Annotated in this window: 12 protein-coding genes and 3 pseudogenes; 10 read left to right on the top strand and 5 right to left on the bottom strand. The window is 73.6% G+C overall.

All coding sequences use genetic code 11. The features are described from left to right. The first annotated feature begins 29 nt into the window (after positions 1-29). Both AC38ZX_RS16900 and AC38ZX_RS16895 read left to right on the top strand, forming a co-directional pair. Positions 30-698 (top strand): DedA family protein, encoded by a 669-nt coding sequence (locus AC38ZX_RS16900; protein WP_491295282.1) that lies wholly within the window; start codon positions 30-32, stop codon positions 696-698. Between the two features lie 104 nt (positions 699-802). Beyond that, entirely contained in the window at positions 803-1,537 is a 735-nt protein-coding gene (locus AC38ZX_RS16895; RefSeq protein WP_491295281.1) for a DedA family protein, read from the top strand. 702 nt (positions 1,538-2,239) lie between these two features. Here AC38ZX_RS16895 and coaA read toward each other — a convergent pair. Beyond that, positions 2,240-3,186 (bottom strand): annotated as a pseudogene (gene coaA, locus AC38ZX_RS16890) (type I pantothenate kinase); the annotation flags it as partial. Between the two features lie 83 nt (positions 3,187-3,269). On the opposite strand from coaA, the gene AC38ZX_RS16885 reads away from it, so the two are divergent. Continuing rightward, a complete protein-coding gene (locus AC38ZX_RS16885; protein ID WP_426593002.1) occupies positions 3,270-3,623 on the top strand; it encodes a holo-ACP synthase in 354 nt (117 codons plus the stop codon). A gap of 3 nt (positions 3,624-3,626) precedes the next feature. Here AC38ZX_RS16885 and AC38ZX_RS16880 read toward each other — a convergent pair whose 3' ends face one another. After that, on the bottom strand, positions 3,627-4,613 hold the full coding sequence (locus AC38ZX_RS16880; RefSeq protein ID WP_491295280.1) for an LLM class F420-dependent oxidoreductase: 987 nt from the start codon (positions 4,611-4,613) through the stop codon (positions 3,627-3,629). A 56-nt stretch (positions 4,614-4,669) separates the two neighbouring features. Here AC38ZX_RS16880 and AC38ZX_RS16875 point away from each other — a divergent pair, with 56 nt between their 5' ends. From AC38ZX_RS16875 to AC38ZX_RS16850, 6 genes are read left to right on the top strand one after another with little or no spacing between them, the layout of a single operon-like run. After that, positions 4,670-6,121 carry a bifunctional ADP-dependent NAD(P)H-hydrate dehydratase/NAD(P)H-hydrate epimerase gene (locus AC38ZX_RS16875; RefSeq protein WP_426593000.1) on the top strand — a complete coding sequence of 484 codons (1,452 nt, stop codon included), beginning with the start codon at positions 4,670-4,672 and terminating at the stop codon, positions 6,119-6,121. Between the two features lie 30 nt (positions 6,122-6,151). Continuing rightward, positions 6,152-6,727, top strand: coding sequence for a nucleoside/nucleotide kinase family protein (locus AC38ZX_RS16870; protein ID WP_491297464.1), 576 nt, complete (start codon positions 6,152-6,154; stop codon positions 6,725-6,727). Positions 6,728-6,749: 22 nt separating this feature from the next. Continuing rightward, the gene (gene alr, locus AC38ZX_RS16865) at positions 6,750-7,913 is read left to right on the top strand and encodes an alanine racemase (protein ID WP_426592998.1); all 1,164 of its coding nucleotides are present in this window, start codon (positions 6,750-6,752) and stop codon (positions 7,911-7,913) included. Beyond that, complete coding sequence (gene tsaE / locus AC38ZX_RS16860; RefSeq protein ID WP_491295279.1) at positions 7,910-8,416, top strand: tRNA (adenosine(37)-N6)-threonylcarbamoyltransferase complex ATPase subunit type 1 TsaE; 507 nt, start codon at positions 7,910-7,912, stop codon at positions 8,414-8,416. Before alr ends, tsaE begins: the two co-directional genes overlap by 4 nt. A 4-nt stretch (positions 8,417-8,420) precedes the next feature. After that, complete coding sequence (gene tsaB / locus AC38ZX_RS16855; protein ID WP_491295278.1) at positions 8,421-9,587, top strand: tRNA (adenosine(37)-N6)-threonylcarbamoyltransferase complex dimerization subunit type 1 TsaB; 1,167 nt, start codon at positions 8,421-8,423, stop codon at positions 9,585-9,587. Further along, positions 9,584-10,393 carry a sulfurtransferase gene (locus AC38ZX_RS16850; RefSeq protein WP_491295277.1) on the top strand — a complete coding sequence of 270 codons (810 nt, stop codon included), beginning with the start codon at positions 9,584-9,586 and terminating at the stop codon, positions 10,391-10,393. Before tsaB ends, AC38ZX_RS16850 begins: the two co-directional genes overlap by 4 nt. Before the next feature lie 129 nt (positions 10,394-10,522). Here AC38ZX_RS16850 and AC38ZX_RS16845 read toward each other — a convergent pair. Then, positions 10,523-11,074 (bottom strand): annotated as a pseudogene (locus AC38ZX_RS16845) (malonic semialdehyde reductase); the annotation flags it as partial. 88 nt (positions 11,075-11,162) lie between these two features. Here AC38ZX_RS16845 and tsaD point away from each other — a divergent pair. Continuing rightward, entirely contained in the window at positions 11,163-12,206 is a 1,044-nt protein-coding gene (tsaD, locus tag AC38ZX_RS16840; RefSeq protein ID WP_491295276.1) for a tRNA (adenosine(37)-N6)-threonylcarbamoyltransferase complex transferase subunit TsaD, read from the top strand. On the opposite strand, the pseudogene AC38ZX_RS16835 reads toward tsaD, so the two are convergent. Together AC38ZX_RS16835 and AC38ZX_RS16830 are read right to left on the bottom strand one after the other, a co-directional pair. Beyond that, positions 12,203-13,351: pseudogene (locus tag AC38ZX_RS16835) on the bottom strand (glutamate--cysteine ligase). The gene tsaD and the pseudogene AC38ZX_RS16835 overlap by 4 nt on opposite strands. Next, positions 13,351-14,541 carry a class I SAM-dependent methyltransferase gene (locus AC38ZX_RS16830; protein ID WP_491295275.1) on the bottom strand — a complete coding sequence of 397 codons (1,191 nt, stop codon included), beginning with the start codon at positions 14,539-14,541 and terminating at the stop codon, positions 13,351-13,353. The pseudogene AC38ZX_RS16835 and the gene AC38ZX_RS16830 overlap by 1 nt, the downstream one beginning before the upstream one ends. Positions 14,542-14,710: the final 169 nt, after the last annotated feature.

Here is a 14,710-nt window from a genome sequence, read left to right as displayed (position 1 = left end):
TCGGGCCGCCCCGACAGAGGGAGCGCGTCATGGTCGAAGCATGGGCCGTGGCCCTCGCGGGGTCGCCGTGGATCTTCCTCGTCGTGTACCTCTTCGCCACCATCGACGGATTCTTCCCACCGATCCCCAGCGAGTCGGTGGTCATCGCGCTCGCGGCGCTCGCGATCTCCCAGGGCACGCCGAACCTGTGGCTCCTGATGCTGGCGGCAGCGCTCGGTGCGTTCACCGGTGACCAGATCGCCTACCAGATCGGCACCCGGGTGAAGGTGCACGAGCCCGGATGTTCCGACCGGCGCGAGCGAGCGGCGATCCTGTGGGCGCAGGAGGCCCTCGCCCGACGAGGTGCCACCTTCATCATCTCCGCTCGGTTCGTCCCGGTGGGCCGCGTGGCCGTGAACATGACGGCGGGGGCGGTGGGCTATCCGCGCCGCCGGTTCGTCGGGCTGGCCGCGATCGCCTCGACGTCGTGGGCGATGTACGCCGCACTGATCGGCATCGGCGCGGGCGCGTGGTTCGGCGACCACACGATGCTGGGGGTCCTGGTCGGCGTGGTCGGCGGCGTGACGCTGGGCTTCCTCATCGACCGGGTCCTGCGCAGGCTCACCCGCACCGAGCACGCTCCTCACGAGCAGACCGCGGGCGCCACCGTCCTCGCCGAGCCGGCCGCCACCGAGCGCGAGCCGGCGGGGGTCGCGTGACGGTACGCGGATGACGTGCGGCGGCTCCGACGGATCCCGAGGTCTCCTGGTACCGGGCACGACTCGGGGCCGCCTACCGTTGAGGAGGACAACCGGTCACGATCGTGGGCGGGCGGGCGCACGGGGAAGGGCTGCAGGCGATGGAGGCGTGGGCGCTGGCCCTGGCGGGATCCCCGTGGATCTTCGTCGTCCTCTACGTCTTCGCCGCCGTCGACGGGTTCTTCCCGCCGATCCCGAGCGAGTCCCTGGTGATCGCCCTCGCCGCGGTCGCGGTCTCGAACGGCGAACCGAACATCTGGCTGCTCATGCTGGTGGCGGCGCTCGGCGCGTTCACGGGTGACCAGATCGCCTACCAGATCGGCACCAAGGTCAAGGTGCGGCAGCTCAGGATCCTCAGCTCGGCGCGCGGACAGGCCGCGATCGACTGGGCGGAGAGCACGCTCGCGAGGCGGGGAGCGGCGTTCATCATCGCCGCGCGCTACGTCCCCATCGGCCGGGTGGCCGTCAACATGACGGCCGGGGCCGTCGGGTACCCGCGTCGCCGGTTCGTGGGCCTCACGGCGCTGGCTGCCGTCACCTGGGCCGTCTATGCCTCGCTGATCGGCATCGGCGCCGGCGCATGGCTCGGCGACCACATGATCGTCGCGGTCGGCGTCGGCGTGCTCGGAGGCGTCCTGCTCGGCATCGGGATCGACTGGCTCCTGCGCAGGCTGAGCCACGGGCCGGTCGGGGTCGAGACCGCCGACGAGACCGCCGACGACACGGCCCTCGAGACCGAGGTCTCGACGGCCCCTGTGCATCCGGTCACGGGACGCTCACGATCGGGCCCCGCGGCCTAACGATCTGGTATCGGGGGCGTCATCGTCATCATGACTGCCGTTACCCTCGAAGTGTGCCGACGCCGAGGCTGGCACTCCCATTCCTGATGCCACCCGGTGGGGGTGCGCGGCGGCATGGGCAAAAAGGGGGAGCGAGCGTGGTGGACGTGCGGGCGAGGTGGACGGCACTGGTCGTGCTCCCCGCCGTGCTCTTCGCGGCCGGCTGCAGCTCGACCCCGACGGACCTGCGCCCCACCGCCGTCGTCGCTCCGGCGGCGGACTGCATGTCGCCGGCGGTCCTGAACGACCTGGGCCTGGTGCCGGCGTCGACGGGCCGCGCCGCGATGACCGCCAGCGCGTCGCCGGAGCCCGGCAAGGTGCCCGACGGCTTCGTGCCGGTGAGCGTGGTCGTGTGCACCCTCGACGGGTCTCTGAAGGACGCGTCCGGTACCTGGCTGGCGCTCACCGCGAGCCACCGCGAGGGCGACCTCGAGCCGCTCGTCGCGGCCCTGCGGGAACCGTCCGCGCGGCGTGGTGGGACCTGCAGCACGGGCCAGGCCGACACTCCTGCGCTCTGGCTCGTCGACGCCCTCGGACGCGCCCTGCGACCCACGTGGCCGACGGACCGTTGCGGCGGGCCGAGCCCAGCCGTGAGCAAGGCGCTCGCCGCGCTGAAGGAGACCGACAACGAGAAGTTCCCGGTCGAGACTGCGCGGCCGTAGCGAGCTTGCGCAGCCGGACGCGCTGGACGGCGTGGTCGGGACCCTTGGTGAGCACGAGCGTGGCGCGGCTGCGGGTCGGCAGGATGTTGTGCAGCAGGTTCGGGGCGTTGATGGAGTCCCAGATGGTCTGCGCGCGTTCGACCGCCTCGGAGTCGCTCAGCGCGGCGAACCGGTGGAAGTACGACTCCGGCCGCGCGAACGCGGTCTCACGCAGGCGCAGGAACCGCTCGACGTACCACTGACGGACGTCGCTCGTGCGCGCGTCGACGTAGATGGAGAAGTCGAAGAAGTCGCTGACCGCCAGGCTCGACGGGCCCTCGGCCGACGGGCGGGCCGGCTGCAGGACGTTGAGGCCCTCGACGATGAGCACGTCGGGCCGGTTCACCACGATCTCGCGCCCGGGCAGGATGTCGTAGGTCAGGTGGTCGTAGACCGGGACGCTGACCTCGGGCCGGCCCGCCTTCACCTGGGAGACGAACCGGAGCAGGGCGCGGCGGTCGTAGGACTCCGGGAAGCCCTTGCGCTCCATCAGGCCGCGCCTCGCGGCTCCGCGTTCGAGTACAGGAACCCGTCGGTGGTCACCAGCTGGACGCGCGGCGTCGCCGGCCACCGGGCGAGCAGCTCGCGCAGCAGGCGGGCGGTGGTGGACTTCCCGACGGCCACCGACCCGGCGACCCCGATGACGAACGGGGTGCCGCCGACGTCCTCGCGCAAGAACGTGCTCGACGCGGCGTGCAGCCCGCGGGTCGCCTCGATGTGCAGGTCGAGCAGGCGGGAGATCGGTCGGTACACGACGTCGACCTCGGCCAGGTCGATGGGGTCGCCCAGGCCGGCGAGGCGTTCGACGTCAGCATCCGTCAGCGGGAGCGGGGTCGAGGCGGACAGCCGCGCCCAGGCGTCGCGATCGAGGTCGACGTAGGGCGTGGCCAGGTTGAGCGAGGGCGGCACGGGACGATTGTGCCCGAGCCGGGCCCGTGAGGCCGCCCGGCTACACTCGCGGCCATGTGCGACCTACACCCCGCGGTGATCTCGTGATCGTCGGGGTGGGCATCGACGTCGTCGACGTGGCGCGGTTCGTCGCGACCATGCACCGCGTCCCCGCCCTGCGCGAGCGGCTGTTCACGCCCGAGGAGCGCGAGATGCCGGAGACCTCGCTCGCCGCCCGCTTCGCCGCCAAGGAGGCGATCGCCAAGGCACTCGGCGCGCCGCCCGGGATGAGCTGGCAGGACGCGACCGTGCGCCGCGTCGCCGGCGCGCAGCCCGTGGTCGAGGTGACGGGCACGGTCGCAGCCGCCGCGGCACTGGCCGGCGTCGACCGGTTCCACCTGTCCATCTCGCACGACGCCGGCATCGCCTCGGCGGTCGTCGTCGCGGAACGGGACTGACGCTCACCGCAGCGCCGGGACCACCTGGGTCTCGAAGAGCTCGATGCCCGAGCGGTCGTAGGCGGCCTCGAGGAAGTACGTGATCGCGTAACCGAGCCCGAGGTCCTTCAGAGCCCCGAGCTTCTCGACGATCTGCTCGGGCGTGCCCACCAGCGGTCCGTTGCGCAGCGACTCGGCCTGCTCGGCGGCGCGGGACGGGACCGTGTTCGACAGGTGCTCCTCGGCCCAGGCGATGCGGTCGTCGACGTCGGCCTCCGTCTCGCCGATGACGACGTTGTAGTTGGCCGACCGGGTGATCTCATCGAACGGCCGACCGATCTCGTCGCAATGACCGCGCAGGACGTCGGACTTGTGTGTGAAGCCCTCCGGGGAGCCGTCGAAGTTCGTGTACTGCGCGTGCTCCGCCGCGATGCGCAGGGTCTTCTGCTCACCGCCGCCCGCGATCCAGAGCGGGGGACCGTCGACCTGCAGGGGGAGCGGGGCCAGCTGGGCGCCGTCCACCTGGTAGTGGCGGCCGTCGAGCGTCGCTGTGCCGTTGGTCCACAGCTGCTTGAAGATCTGCACGCCCTCGTCGAGCATCCCGATCCGCTCGCCGGCCCGCGGGAAGCCGTAGCCGTACGCGCGCCACTCGTGCTCGTACCAGCCGGCGCCGATCCCCATCTCGACGCGACCGCCCGAGATGACGTCGGCGGTCGCGGCGACCTTGGCCAGGTAGGCCGGGTTCCGGTACGCCATGCACGTGCACATCTGGCCGAGCCGGACGCGGCTGGTGGAGGCGGCGAACGCGTTCATGAGGCTCCACGCCTCGTGCACCGCCTCGCCGTTGGGCTCCGGGGTGCCGTGGAAGTGGTCGTAGACCCAGATCGACTCGAAGGCGTCGCCGTCGTCGGCGTGCTTCGCCAGGCCGTTCATCACCTGCCAGTGGTCGCGGGGCTCGATGCCCGTGAGGTCCTGCCGCCAGCCCTGGGGGATGAAGAGTCCGAAGCGCATGCCCCGCAGGTTACCCGCGGCTCGCTCGACGTGCCCGGAGCAGACAGGATGGAGACGTGCTGGAGTCGTGGACGTCGTCGCAGGTCCGAGCCGCCGAGGAGCCGTTGCTGGCCGCCGGCGAGCCGCTGATGGAACGGGCCGCGTTCGCGCTGCACGTGCACGTGTGCGCCGCTCTGGCCGAGCTTCGCGGGCGGATCGGCGGTGCGCGGGTGCTGGTCCTGGCGGGGTCGGGCAACAACGGCGGCGACGCCCTCTACGCCGGGGCGCTGCTGGCCCGGCGCGGGGTCGAGGTCCGCGCGGTCCTCGCGAGCGATCGCGTGCACCAGGGCGGCCTGGACGCGCTCCTGCGGGCCGGTGGTCGGGTGGTCGACCGTCCCGGGGATCCGGACCTGGTCCTCGACGGGCTCGTCGGCATCGGTGGCGACGGTTCGGGGCTGCATGGACGCGCGGCCGAGGTCGCCCACGGGCTCACGGGCGGAGCGTTCGTGGTCGCCGTCGACGTCCCGTCGGGCATCGGGGTCGACGACGGGACGGCAACGGGTCCGGGCCTCGACGCGGACCTGACGGTGACGTTCGGTGCCGCGAAGCCGGGTCTGCTGCTGCCGCCGGCCGCGCGGCGCGCAGGCCGTGTCGAGGTGGTGGACATCGGGCTGACGCTGGACGAGCCGCCGGCGGTGGCACGTCTGGACGACAGCGACGTGGCCCAGCTCTGGCCTGTACCGACGGCGGATGCGCACAAGTACACCCGCGGTGTGGTCGGCGTGGTCGCCGGGTCCCGTGCGTATCCCGGGGCCGCGATCCTCGCGACGACCGCCGCGCTGCGGGCCGGGGTCGGCATGGTGCGCTACCTCGGCGACGTCGGCGACGTGGTCGTCGCGGCCAACCCGGAGGTCGTCGTGGGCAACGGCCGGGTCCAGGCCTGGGTGTTCGGACCCGGGGTGTCGACCGACGACGCGAGCCAGCGGCGGCGGATCCAGTACGCGCTCGAGCACGTGGTCACCGGCGGCGAGCCCGCCGTCATCGATGCCGGTGCGCTCGAGCTGCTGCCCGAGCGGGTGGGACCGCACGCCGTGCTGACACCGCACGCGGGGGAGCTGGCGGCCCTGCTGGGTGCCCGTGGCGAGGACGTCGATCGCGCGGGCATCGAGGCCGAGCCGCTGCGCTGGGCGCGGCGGACCCACGAGCTGACCGGCGCGACGGTGCTGCTCAAGGGTCCGGTGACGCTGGTCGTCGGCGCGCTGGGCGCCACCTACGCGCAGGCGGACGCGCCGGCCTGGCTCGCCACGGCGGGCGCGGGCGACGTGCTCGCCGGGCTGCTCGGGGCTCTGCTGGCGGCCCGGGTCGACGCGATCCACGACGACCCGACGATCGTGGCTGCGCTCGCGGCGACCGCGGCGCTGGTCCACGGTCGGGCGGCGCACCGGGCCAACCCCGGGGGTCCCATCTCGGCGACCGACGTCGCGGAGGCCCTCCCGGGCACGATCGCGGCCCTGGTCGAGGGTCCGTGAACGGCGAGCTCCCGGGCGCGCCTCGACGCGCTGCTGGCCACCGGCCAGCGGCGGATCCTGGGGATCGTCGGCGCACCGGGCGCGGGGAAGTCGACGCTCGCGGCCCAGGTGGCCGAGGTCGCCGGCGCCCGGGCCGTCGTCGTGCCCATGGACGGCTTCCACCTGGCGCAGAGCGAGCTCGAGCGCATCGGCCGTGCGGATCGCAAGGGTGCGCCGGACACGTTCGACGCCGCCGGCTACGTGGCGCTCCTGCGCCGGCTCCGCGACGAGGACGGCCCGGTGTACGCGCCCGAGTACCGCCGGGACCTCAAGAACGGGATCGCCGGCGCGATCGCCGTGCCGGCCGACGTGCCCCTCGTCGTCACCGAGGGGAACTACCTCCTGCTCGACCGGCACGGGTTCGCGCCCGTCGCGGGCCTGCTCGACGAGTCGTGGTTCGTCGCGCTTCCCGACGAGGTCCGCCTCGCCCGGCTGGTCGCCCGGCACGAGGCCTTCGGCAAGTCCCCGGAGGCGGCCAGGGCGTGGTCGCACGGTCCCGACGAGGTCAACGCCCGGCTCGTCGCCGCGACGGCGCACCGCGCGGACGTCGTCGTCGAGGGTCTGTGAACCGGGTGGGAGACTGGGCGCCGTGAGCCAGTTCCCCGCGCGCGCCGTCGTCGATCTCGCGGCGATCCGCGGCAACGTGTCCGCGCTCGCCGCGCACGCGCCGACGGCTCAGGTGATGGCCGTGGTCAAGGCCGACGCGTACGGGCATGGTCTGGTGCCGTCCGCGCACGCCGCACTGGCCGGCGGGGCGTCGTGGCTGGGGGCCGCCCAGGTGACAGAGGCGTTGGAGCTGCGCCGCGCCGGGGTCGCCGCTCCGCGGATCCTCACGTGGCTGTACGCGCCCGGCGCGCCGCTGCGGGACGCGATCGAGGCGGACATCGACCTGACCGTCTCTGCCGCGTGGGCGCTGCAGGAGGTGGCCGCCGCCGCCCGTGCCGTCGGGCAGACCGCCCGGGTGCAGCTCAAGGTGGACACGGGCCTGAGCCGCAACGGCCTGACGCCGGCGGACCTGGACCTGCTGCTGCCGGCGGCGCAGGCCCTGGAGGCGGAGGGCGTGATCGACGTCGTCGGCCTCTGGTCGCACCTCGCGATCGCCGACGAACCGACGCATCCCACGGTCACCTTGCAGGCGAAGGTGTTCGCCGAGGCGCTGGCGGTGGTCGAGGGTGCTGGCGTCCGGCTGGAGGTCCGCCACCTGGCCAACTCGGCCGCGACGTTGACCAGCCCCGGCACCCACTACGACCTCGTGCGCCCGGGCATCGCCGTGTACGGGCTGTCACCGGTGCCGCAGCTCGGCGGGCCGGAGCAGTTCGGTCTCGTGCCCGCCATGACGGTCGAGGCCGAGCTGGCGAACGTGAAACACGTACAAGCGGGCTCCGGCGTCTCGTACGCCCACCTGTACGTCACCGAGCGCGACACCGTGCTCGGGCTGGTACCGCTCGGGTACGCCGACGGGGTGCCGCGGCACGCGTCGGGTACCCAGGACAGGCCGGGTGGACCCGTGCGCGTCGGCGGGCGGACCGTCGGCGTCGCGGGGCGCGTGTGCATGGACCAGGTCGTGCTCGACCTCGGTCCGGGCGCGACCGAGGAGGCGGGCGACACGGTCGAGCTGTTCGGGACGGGCGCCGACGGCGGACCGACCGCGCAGGACTGGGCGCTCGCGGCGGGCACGATCTCGTACGAGATCGTGACGCGGCTGGGCGCACGGGTGCCCCGCGTCTACGTGGACAGCGAGGAGGGGGCGTGACCGAGGTGCGACTCCCCGACGCGGAGGCGACGCGGGCGTTCGGACGGGCGCTCGCGGGCGTGCTGCGCGCCGGCGACCTGGTGGTGCTCACGGGCGACCTGGGCGCAGGGAAGACGACGCTCACGCAGGGGATCGGTGTCGGGCTGGAGGTGCGCGGGCAGGTGGCGTCGCCCACGTTCGTCATCGCCCGCGTGCACCCGGCGCTCGGGGCCGGACCGGCGCTGGTGCACGTGGACGCCTACCGGCTGGGCTCCCTAGACGAGGTCGACGCGCTGGACCTCGACGCGAGCCTGGACGAGGCCGTCACCGTGGTCGAGTGGGGCGAGGGCTGGGTCGAGGGGCTCACCGAGGACCGTCTGGAGATCACGCTGCAGCGGCCGCGGGGCGGGACGATGGACGATCTCGACGACGCCGCGACCGGCGAGCGGATCGTCACGCTGACCACCGTCGGCGCACGCTGGGCGGACGTCGACCTGCCCGGCCCCGATGCGGTGGCAGGCTGAGACCGTGCCCGTCCTCGCCCTCGACACGTCCGCCGCCGTCGCGGTCAGCCTGACCGACGACGACGGTGCGCTCCTCGCCGGGCGCTCCGACCCGCAGCAGCGGCACCACGCCGAGCTGCTGACCCCGATGATCGCCGCGGTCCTCGCGGACGCGGGCGTCGACCGCCGGGAGCTGACGTCGGTGGTCGTCGGAACCGGTCCCGCACCGTTCACGGGCCTGCGCGTGGGGCTGGTGACCGCGCGGACGCTCGCGCTCGCGCTCGGCATCCCGGCGCGCGGCGTGCCCAGCCTCGACGCGATCGCCGCGGCCGCGTCGCGACGGCTCCCCGCGGGAACCGACGTGATCGTCGCGACCGACGCGCGCCGCCGCGAGGTCTACTGGTCGTCGTACCGTCTGGTCGGACCGGGCCGGATCCAGGTGCTCGTTCCGCCGTCCGTCGGTGCCGCCGCGGACGTCCGGCTCGGCGGTGCCCTGGTCGTCGGGCGTGGCGGCACGCTGTACGCGGACGTCTTCGCGCCGCCGGTCGACGGCCCGGTCGTCGCGCCCGTCGGAGCCGTGGCGATCGTTCCGTCGCTCGACGAGCTGCTCGACCCGGACCCGGCCGAGTCGCCCGCCTGTCGCTGCAACGGTCCGACGAGGTCCTGGACACCGAGCCGCTGTACCTGCGCCGCCCGGACGCCGTCCCGCCCGCGGAACGCAAGCGCGCGCTCGGATGACCATCCTGATCAGGCCCCTCGTCGCGACGGACCTGCCGACGCTCGAACGCCTCGAGGGTGGGCTCTTCGGCGCCGCGGCGTGGTCGCCCGAGGGGCTGGCCGACGAGCCGTCGGACCCGGCCGGTGGTACGTGGGAGTCGAGCAGGACGGCGACCTCGTCGGCTACGCAGGCCTGTGGTTCGACGGGTACGACGCGCAGGTGATGACCATCGGGACCGAGGAACGGTTCCAGGGCCGTGGACTCGCTCGTCTGATGCTGGCCAACCTGCTGGCGCGCGCCCGCGAGGTCGGCGCAGCGGTGGTCCTGCTCGAGGTCCGGGTGGACAACGAGCCGGCCATCCACCTGTACGAGAGCGTCGGGTTCGAGCGGCTGGGCAAGCGCCGGGCGTACTACCAGCCGGGCAACATCGACGCGTGGACCATGCGGCTCGACCTGCGGAAGGAGCCCGCATGACCGACCGGGACAACGTGCTGGTCACCGCGGAGGCGCTCGCGGCCGAGCTGGCCGGCCCCAGGGCGCCCGTGCTGCTCGACGTCCGCTGGGCGCTCGGCCAGACCGACGGGCACGACCGCTACCTCGCCGGCCACCTGCCGGGCGCGGTCTACGTCGACCTGGAGACCGAGCTGGCCGCGCCCGCCAGCCCGGCGAGCGGCCGACACCCCCTGCCGGTCGACCTCGAGTCGTCCGCGCGCCGCTGGGGCGTGACCGCCGACCGCCCGGTGGTCGCCTACGACGCCGTCGGCGGGATGTCCGCGGCGCGCGCGTGGTGGTTGCTGCGCTGGGCGGGTCTGCGCGACGTCCGCCTGCTCGATGGCGGCCTCGGGGCGTGGACCGGACCTCTCGACGCCGGCGAGGTCCTGCCCGACCCCAGCGACGTCGTCCTGACGGGCGGCTCGATGGCGACGATCGACGCCGACGAAGCGGCGACGTACTCGGGCTCGCTGCTCGACGCCCGTGCCGCCGAGCGGTTCCGGGGCGAGGTGGAGCCGGTCGACCCGCAGGCGGGCCACATCCCGGGTGCGCTCTCGTTCCCCACGGCCTGGCTGCTCGAGGCGGACGGCACGTTCCTGACCACGGAGGCGCTGCGGGAGAGGTTCGCCGGTGTGCGCGGCCCGGTCGCGGTCTACTGCGGCTCCGGCGTCACCGCGGCGCACGAGGTCGCCGCGCTCGCGACGATCGGCGTCGACGCGGCGCTCTACCCGGGCTCGTGGTCGCAGTGGTCCAACGACCCGACCCGCCCGGTGGCCACAGGGGCATGACGAAGGCCGCGACCCACGGGTCGCGGCCCTCATCAGCATCAGACGTTCTTGGACACCTGGGCGTAGCCTCAGGCGCTCGGCGCGGGCGCGCGGCGTGCCGGTCCCCTCGACGTTGCCGACGTTGATGACGAACAGCGACTTCCAGCCGTTCTCGGCGAAGAACTCGCCGTCGACGGCGGCGAAGTCCAGGCCGGCCATCGGCCCGGCGCCCAGACCGGCGGCGCGCAGGCCGACGATCACGTAGCCCGCCTGGATCAGCGCGTTCGTGCGCGCCATCTGCTCGCGCGTCTCGGGCTGGCCCTCGAGGACGTCCTTGAACGCGGCCGCGTGGGGCGCGAGCGTCGGGATGTGCTCGTGGAAGCCGGGGTCGGCGGCGAGGACGAGCGTGACGGGGGCCGCCAGCACGCGCTCGCGGTTGCCCTCGCTCATCAGGGCCGCGAGGCGTTCGCGAGCCTCGGGGGTGCGCACCACGAGCAGGCGCAGCGGCAGCGTGTTCATCGCCGTCGGGCCCCACTTCACCAGGTCGTAGACCGAGGCGAGCTGCTCGTCGGTGACCTCGCCCGGGACGAACTGGGCGACGGTGCGCGCCTCACGGAAGAGGAGGTCCGCGACGTCGTCGGCAACGGCCAGCGCGGGCGTCGGGAAGTCGAGGCCTTCGAGAACGGTGGTGTCAGTGGTCATACTTGATTGAAGCGTCAACTACCGATGGTTGTTCCGGGCGACGAGGTGAGGCGCGTCACGTCGGCGTCCGCCACCTAAACTGTCCCGCATGGCTGAACCCCTCGTGCTCGGGATCGAGACGTCCTGCGACGAGACCGGCGTGGCCCTGGTGCGCGGCTTCGACCTGCTCGTGGACTCCGTGGCCAGCTCGGTGGACGAGCACGCGCGGTTCGGGGGCATCATCCCCGAGATCGCCTCGCGGGCGCACCTGGAGGCCATGGTCCCGACGATCGAGCGGGCCCTGGCCACGGCGGACGTGTCGCTCGGTGCGGTGGACGCCATCGCGGTGACGGCCGGGCCGGGCCTCGTCGGACCCCTGACCGTCGGCGCGGCGGCGGCCAAGGCGCTCGCGCTCGCGCTGGACAAGCCGCTCTACGGCGTCAACCACGTGATCGGGCACGCGGTGGTGGACGAGCTCGTCGACGGGGAGTTCCCCCGGCGCGTGATGGCCCTGGTGGTCTCCGGCGGCCACTCCTCGCTGCTGCTCCTCGACGACACGGTGAACGTGACCGAGCTGGGCTCCACGCTCGACGACGCCGCCGGGGAGGCCTTCGACAAGGTCGGTCGGCTGCTGGGGCTGCCGTACCCGGGCGGCCCGCACATCGACCGCCTGGCCCGCGAGGGCGACCCGACCGCCATCCGCTTCCCCCGCGGGCTCACTGCCGCCAAGGACCAGGCGCAGCACGCCGCCGACTTCTCGTTCTCGGGCCTCAAGACCGCGGTCGCCCGGTGGGTCGAGGCCCGCCAGGACGCCGGCGAGGAGGTCCCGCTGAGCGACGTCGCGGCCTCGTTCGCCGAGGCCGTCGCCGACGTGCTGACGGCCAAGACGATCGCGGCGGCGGCGCGGCACGGCGTCGACACCCTCGTGATCGGCGGCGGGTTCTCCGCCAACTCGCAGCTGCGCGACATGGCCGCCAAGCGCTGCGCCGAGGCCGGCCTCACCCTGCGCATCCCGCCCATCCGCTACTGCACCGACAACGGCGCGATGATCGCGGCGCTCGGTTCCGCCGTCGTCCGACGCGGCCTGCCGCCGTCGTCGCTCGACCTGGCCGTCGACTCGTCGATGCCGCTGACGCAGGTGCTGGTCGGCTAGAGCGGCCGACCGGCCCTGAGCTCCGCGACCAGCGAGCGCACGACTCCGTCGAGCTCGCCGGCGTGACGCCGCGCGACCGCGCGCTGCCGCTGGTACGACGCCCCGCGCCGCAGGATGACGCGCACCTGCTCGAGCTCGGCCGCGCAGCCGAGCCGCTCGGCGACGGGCGCCGCTCGACCAGCCAGCGGCTGACGGCGTCGGTGACGAGCTCCTCGTTCCCGGCGGCGTCGGTGATGATGATCGCGTCCATGCCGTACCGCGCCGATCGCCACTTGTTCTCCTGCGCGAACCACGGCGGCAGGGTGGGCAGGGTCTCGCCGCGGTCGAGCAGGGTGGAGAAGTGCTCGACGAAGCAGTGGGTCAGCGCCGAGATCGCGCCGACCTCCAGCAGGTTCGTCGCGCCGTCGGCGATCCGCATCTCGAGGGTCCCGAACCGAGGCGAGGGCCGGACGTCCCAGCGGACCTCGTCGAACTGGTCGATCACGCCCGTGTGCATCATGTCGCCGGTGTACTGCTCGAGCTGCGCCCAGTCGTCGAAGCCGAACGGCAGGCCCGCGGTGGGTAGCTGCTGGAACAGCAGTGCGCGGTTCGAGGCGTACCCCGTGTCCTTGCCGCCCCAGAACGGCGACGACGCGGACAGCGACTGGATGTGCGCGAAGACCGTGAGCATCGCCCGCGAGATCGGCAGCACCTTGGCGCGGTCCTCGATGCCCACGTGCACGTGCACGCCGTAGATGAGCATCTGCCTGCCCCACCACTGCGTCCGGTCGATCAGCGTCGCGTACCGGGCCTTGTCGGTGACCTTCTGCTGCGACCACTGCGCGAACGGGTGCGTCCCGCCGCCCATCAGCTCGATCCGCAGGGGCTCGGCGGCCTCGCCGACGATGTCGAGGGCCCGTCGCAGGTCGCCGACCGCCTCGCCCACCGAGACGCACTTGCCCGACCGGGAGCTCGACCGTGTTCAGCAGCAGCTCCTGGGTGATGAGCGGGTGCTCGGCGCCGCCGGCCGGCCGCACGGCGGACAGGATGGTCTCGGCCGCCTGCCGCAGGTCGCCGGAGTCGGCATCGACCAGCGCGACCTCCCACTCGATCCCGACGGTCGACCGCTCGGAGTACGCGAAGGGGAGCGGGACGGGCGCGGCCATCAGGCCGCCTCGACCACGAGCACCTGCTGGCTGCCGGCCACGCGCGTCAGGACGATCGTCGCGAAGGCGCTGCCGCGCAGGTCGAGCTGGCGGCGCAGCTGCTCGGGCACCACGGCGGTGCCGCGCTTCTTGATGGTCAGCCGGCCCACGTCCCGCTCGCGCAGGTAGGTCTTCAGGCGCTTGAGTCCGAACGGCATGGTGTCGAGCACGCGGTAGGCCGTGGCGGTCGCGACGGGGGTCAGCACGTCGGACGTCACGTACGCGATCGTCGGGTCGACCAGCCGCCCGCGCACCTGGTCGGCCAGCTCGCCGACGAGCCCCGCACGGATGACGGCGCCGTCGGGCTCGTACAGATAGGCCCCGACCTCGCCCGACGGCGGCCGGTAGATGCCGTCCGGGTCGCTGGCCAGGATCGTGTGCGCCTGCCCGTCGCGGAGCACGAGCGCCGACCGGCCCGAGCCCTCGGGCGCGAGCGGCCCGAACCACAGGCCCACCTCGACGACGTCGCCGTCCACCGACACCCACTGCGCGTGGGCGTCCATCGGCAGGGCCGAGTGGGGGATGCCCGGCCCGAGCTTGACGCCGAGCGCGGGCACCCGCTCGCGCAGCTCCAGCACGCGGTCGAGCGCGGGTTCGTACGCGGACGGGTCGAACACCCGGCTTCCCGACGAGGTCCGGCGGGCCGGGTCGGCGTACACCCCGTCCACCCCCTCGCCCTCCAGGTCCAGGGCGAGCCCGTCCCCGTGCCGCACCTCGGCGTCGGGAAAGTGCCGCAGGTTCACCGTGGCGATCGCGGCAGTCGCCTCGTCCACGTCCGTGCCCAGCACCCGCAGGCCGATGCCGGCGAACGCCATCGCGTCCGCGCCGATCCCGCAGGTCAGGTCTGCCACCCGCGTGCTGCCCGCGTCCCGGTACCGCCGGGCGTGGTGCGCGGCCACCGTCAACCGGGTCGCCTGCTCGAGACCGGCCGGCGTGAACAGCATCCCGGCGGCGAAGTCGCCGAACTTGGCCACCGCCTTGGCGCGCAGCCGCGACTGCGTCAACGCCGCCGCCACGAGCACCGGGTCCAGACCCTCCTGGTGCAGACGCGCCGACAACGCCATCGCGCGGGACTCGTCGTAGGGCGGCAGGGCCGACAGCAACGCCCAGCCGGTGGGGCTGAGGAGCTGGGACAGGCCCTCGGAATCCATGTCGCGATCCTTGCACGTATGCCCTTCGCCTACTGGTGTTCGCTGTCGGCCGTTGGCACTCGCCTTGACCGAGTGCTAACGCGTTCCTAGAGTGAGGATCTGGCACTCTCCCCGTGAGTGTGCCAACGGCGCTCCAGGCCCCGGCACCCGCGACGACGGTGGCCCGACA

The organism is Cellulomonas sp. McL0606 (assembly GCF_058248365.1).
The sequence above is the reverse complement of the archived record's forward strand: the minus strand, read 5'-3'. Positions and strand labels throughout refer to the sequence as shown.

Bases quoted from the DNA above. Each gene is read 5' to 3' on its own strand.
- AC38ZX_RS16900 (WP_491295282.1), top strand. From the start codon at position 30: ATGGTCGAAGCATGGGCCGTGGCCCTCGCGGGGTCGCCGTGGATCTTC.
- AC38ZX_RS16880 (WP_491295280.1), bottom strand. From the start codon at position 4,613: ATGCGCTTCGGACTCTTCATCCCCCAGGGCTGGCGGCAGGACCTCACG.
- AC38ZX_RS16850 (WP_491295277.1), top strand. From the start codon at position 9,584: ATGACCGACCGGGACAACGTGCTGGTCACCGCGGAGGCGCTCGCGGCC.
- tsaD (WP_491295276.1), top strand. From the start codon at position 11,163: ATGGCTGAACCCCTCGTGCTCGGGATCGAGACGTCCTGCGACGAGACC.
- AC38ZX_RS16830 (WP_491295275.1), bottom strand. From the start codon at position 14,541: ATGGATTCCGAGGGCCTGTCCCAGCTCCTCAGCCCCACCGGCTGGGCG.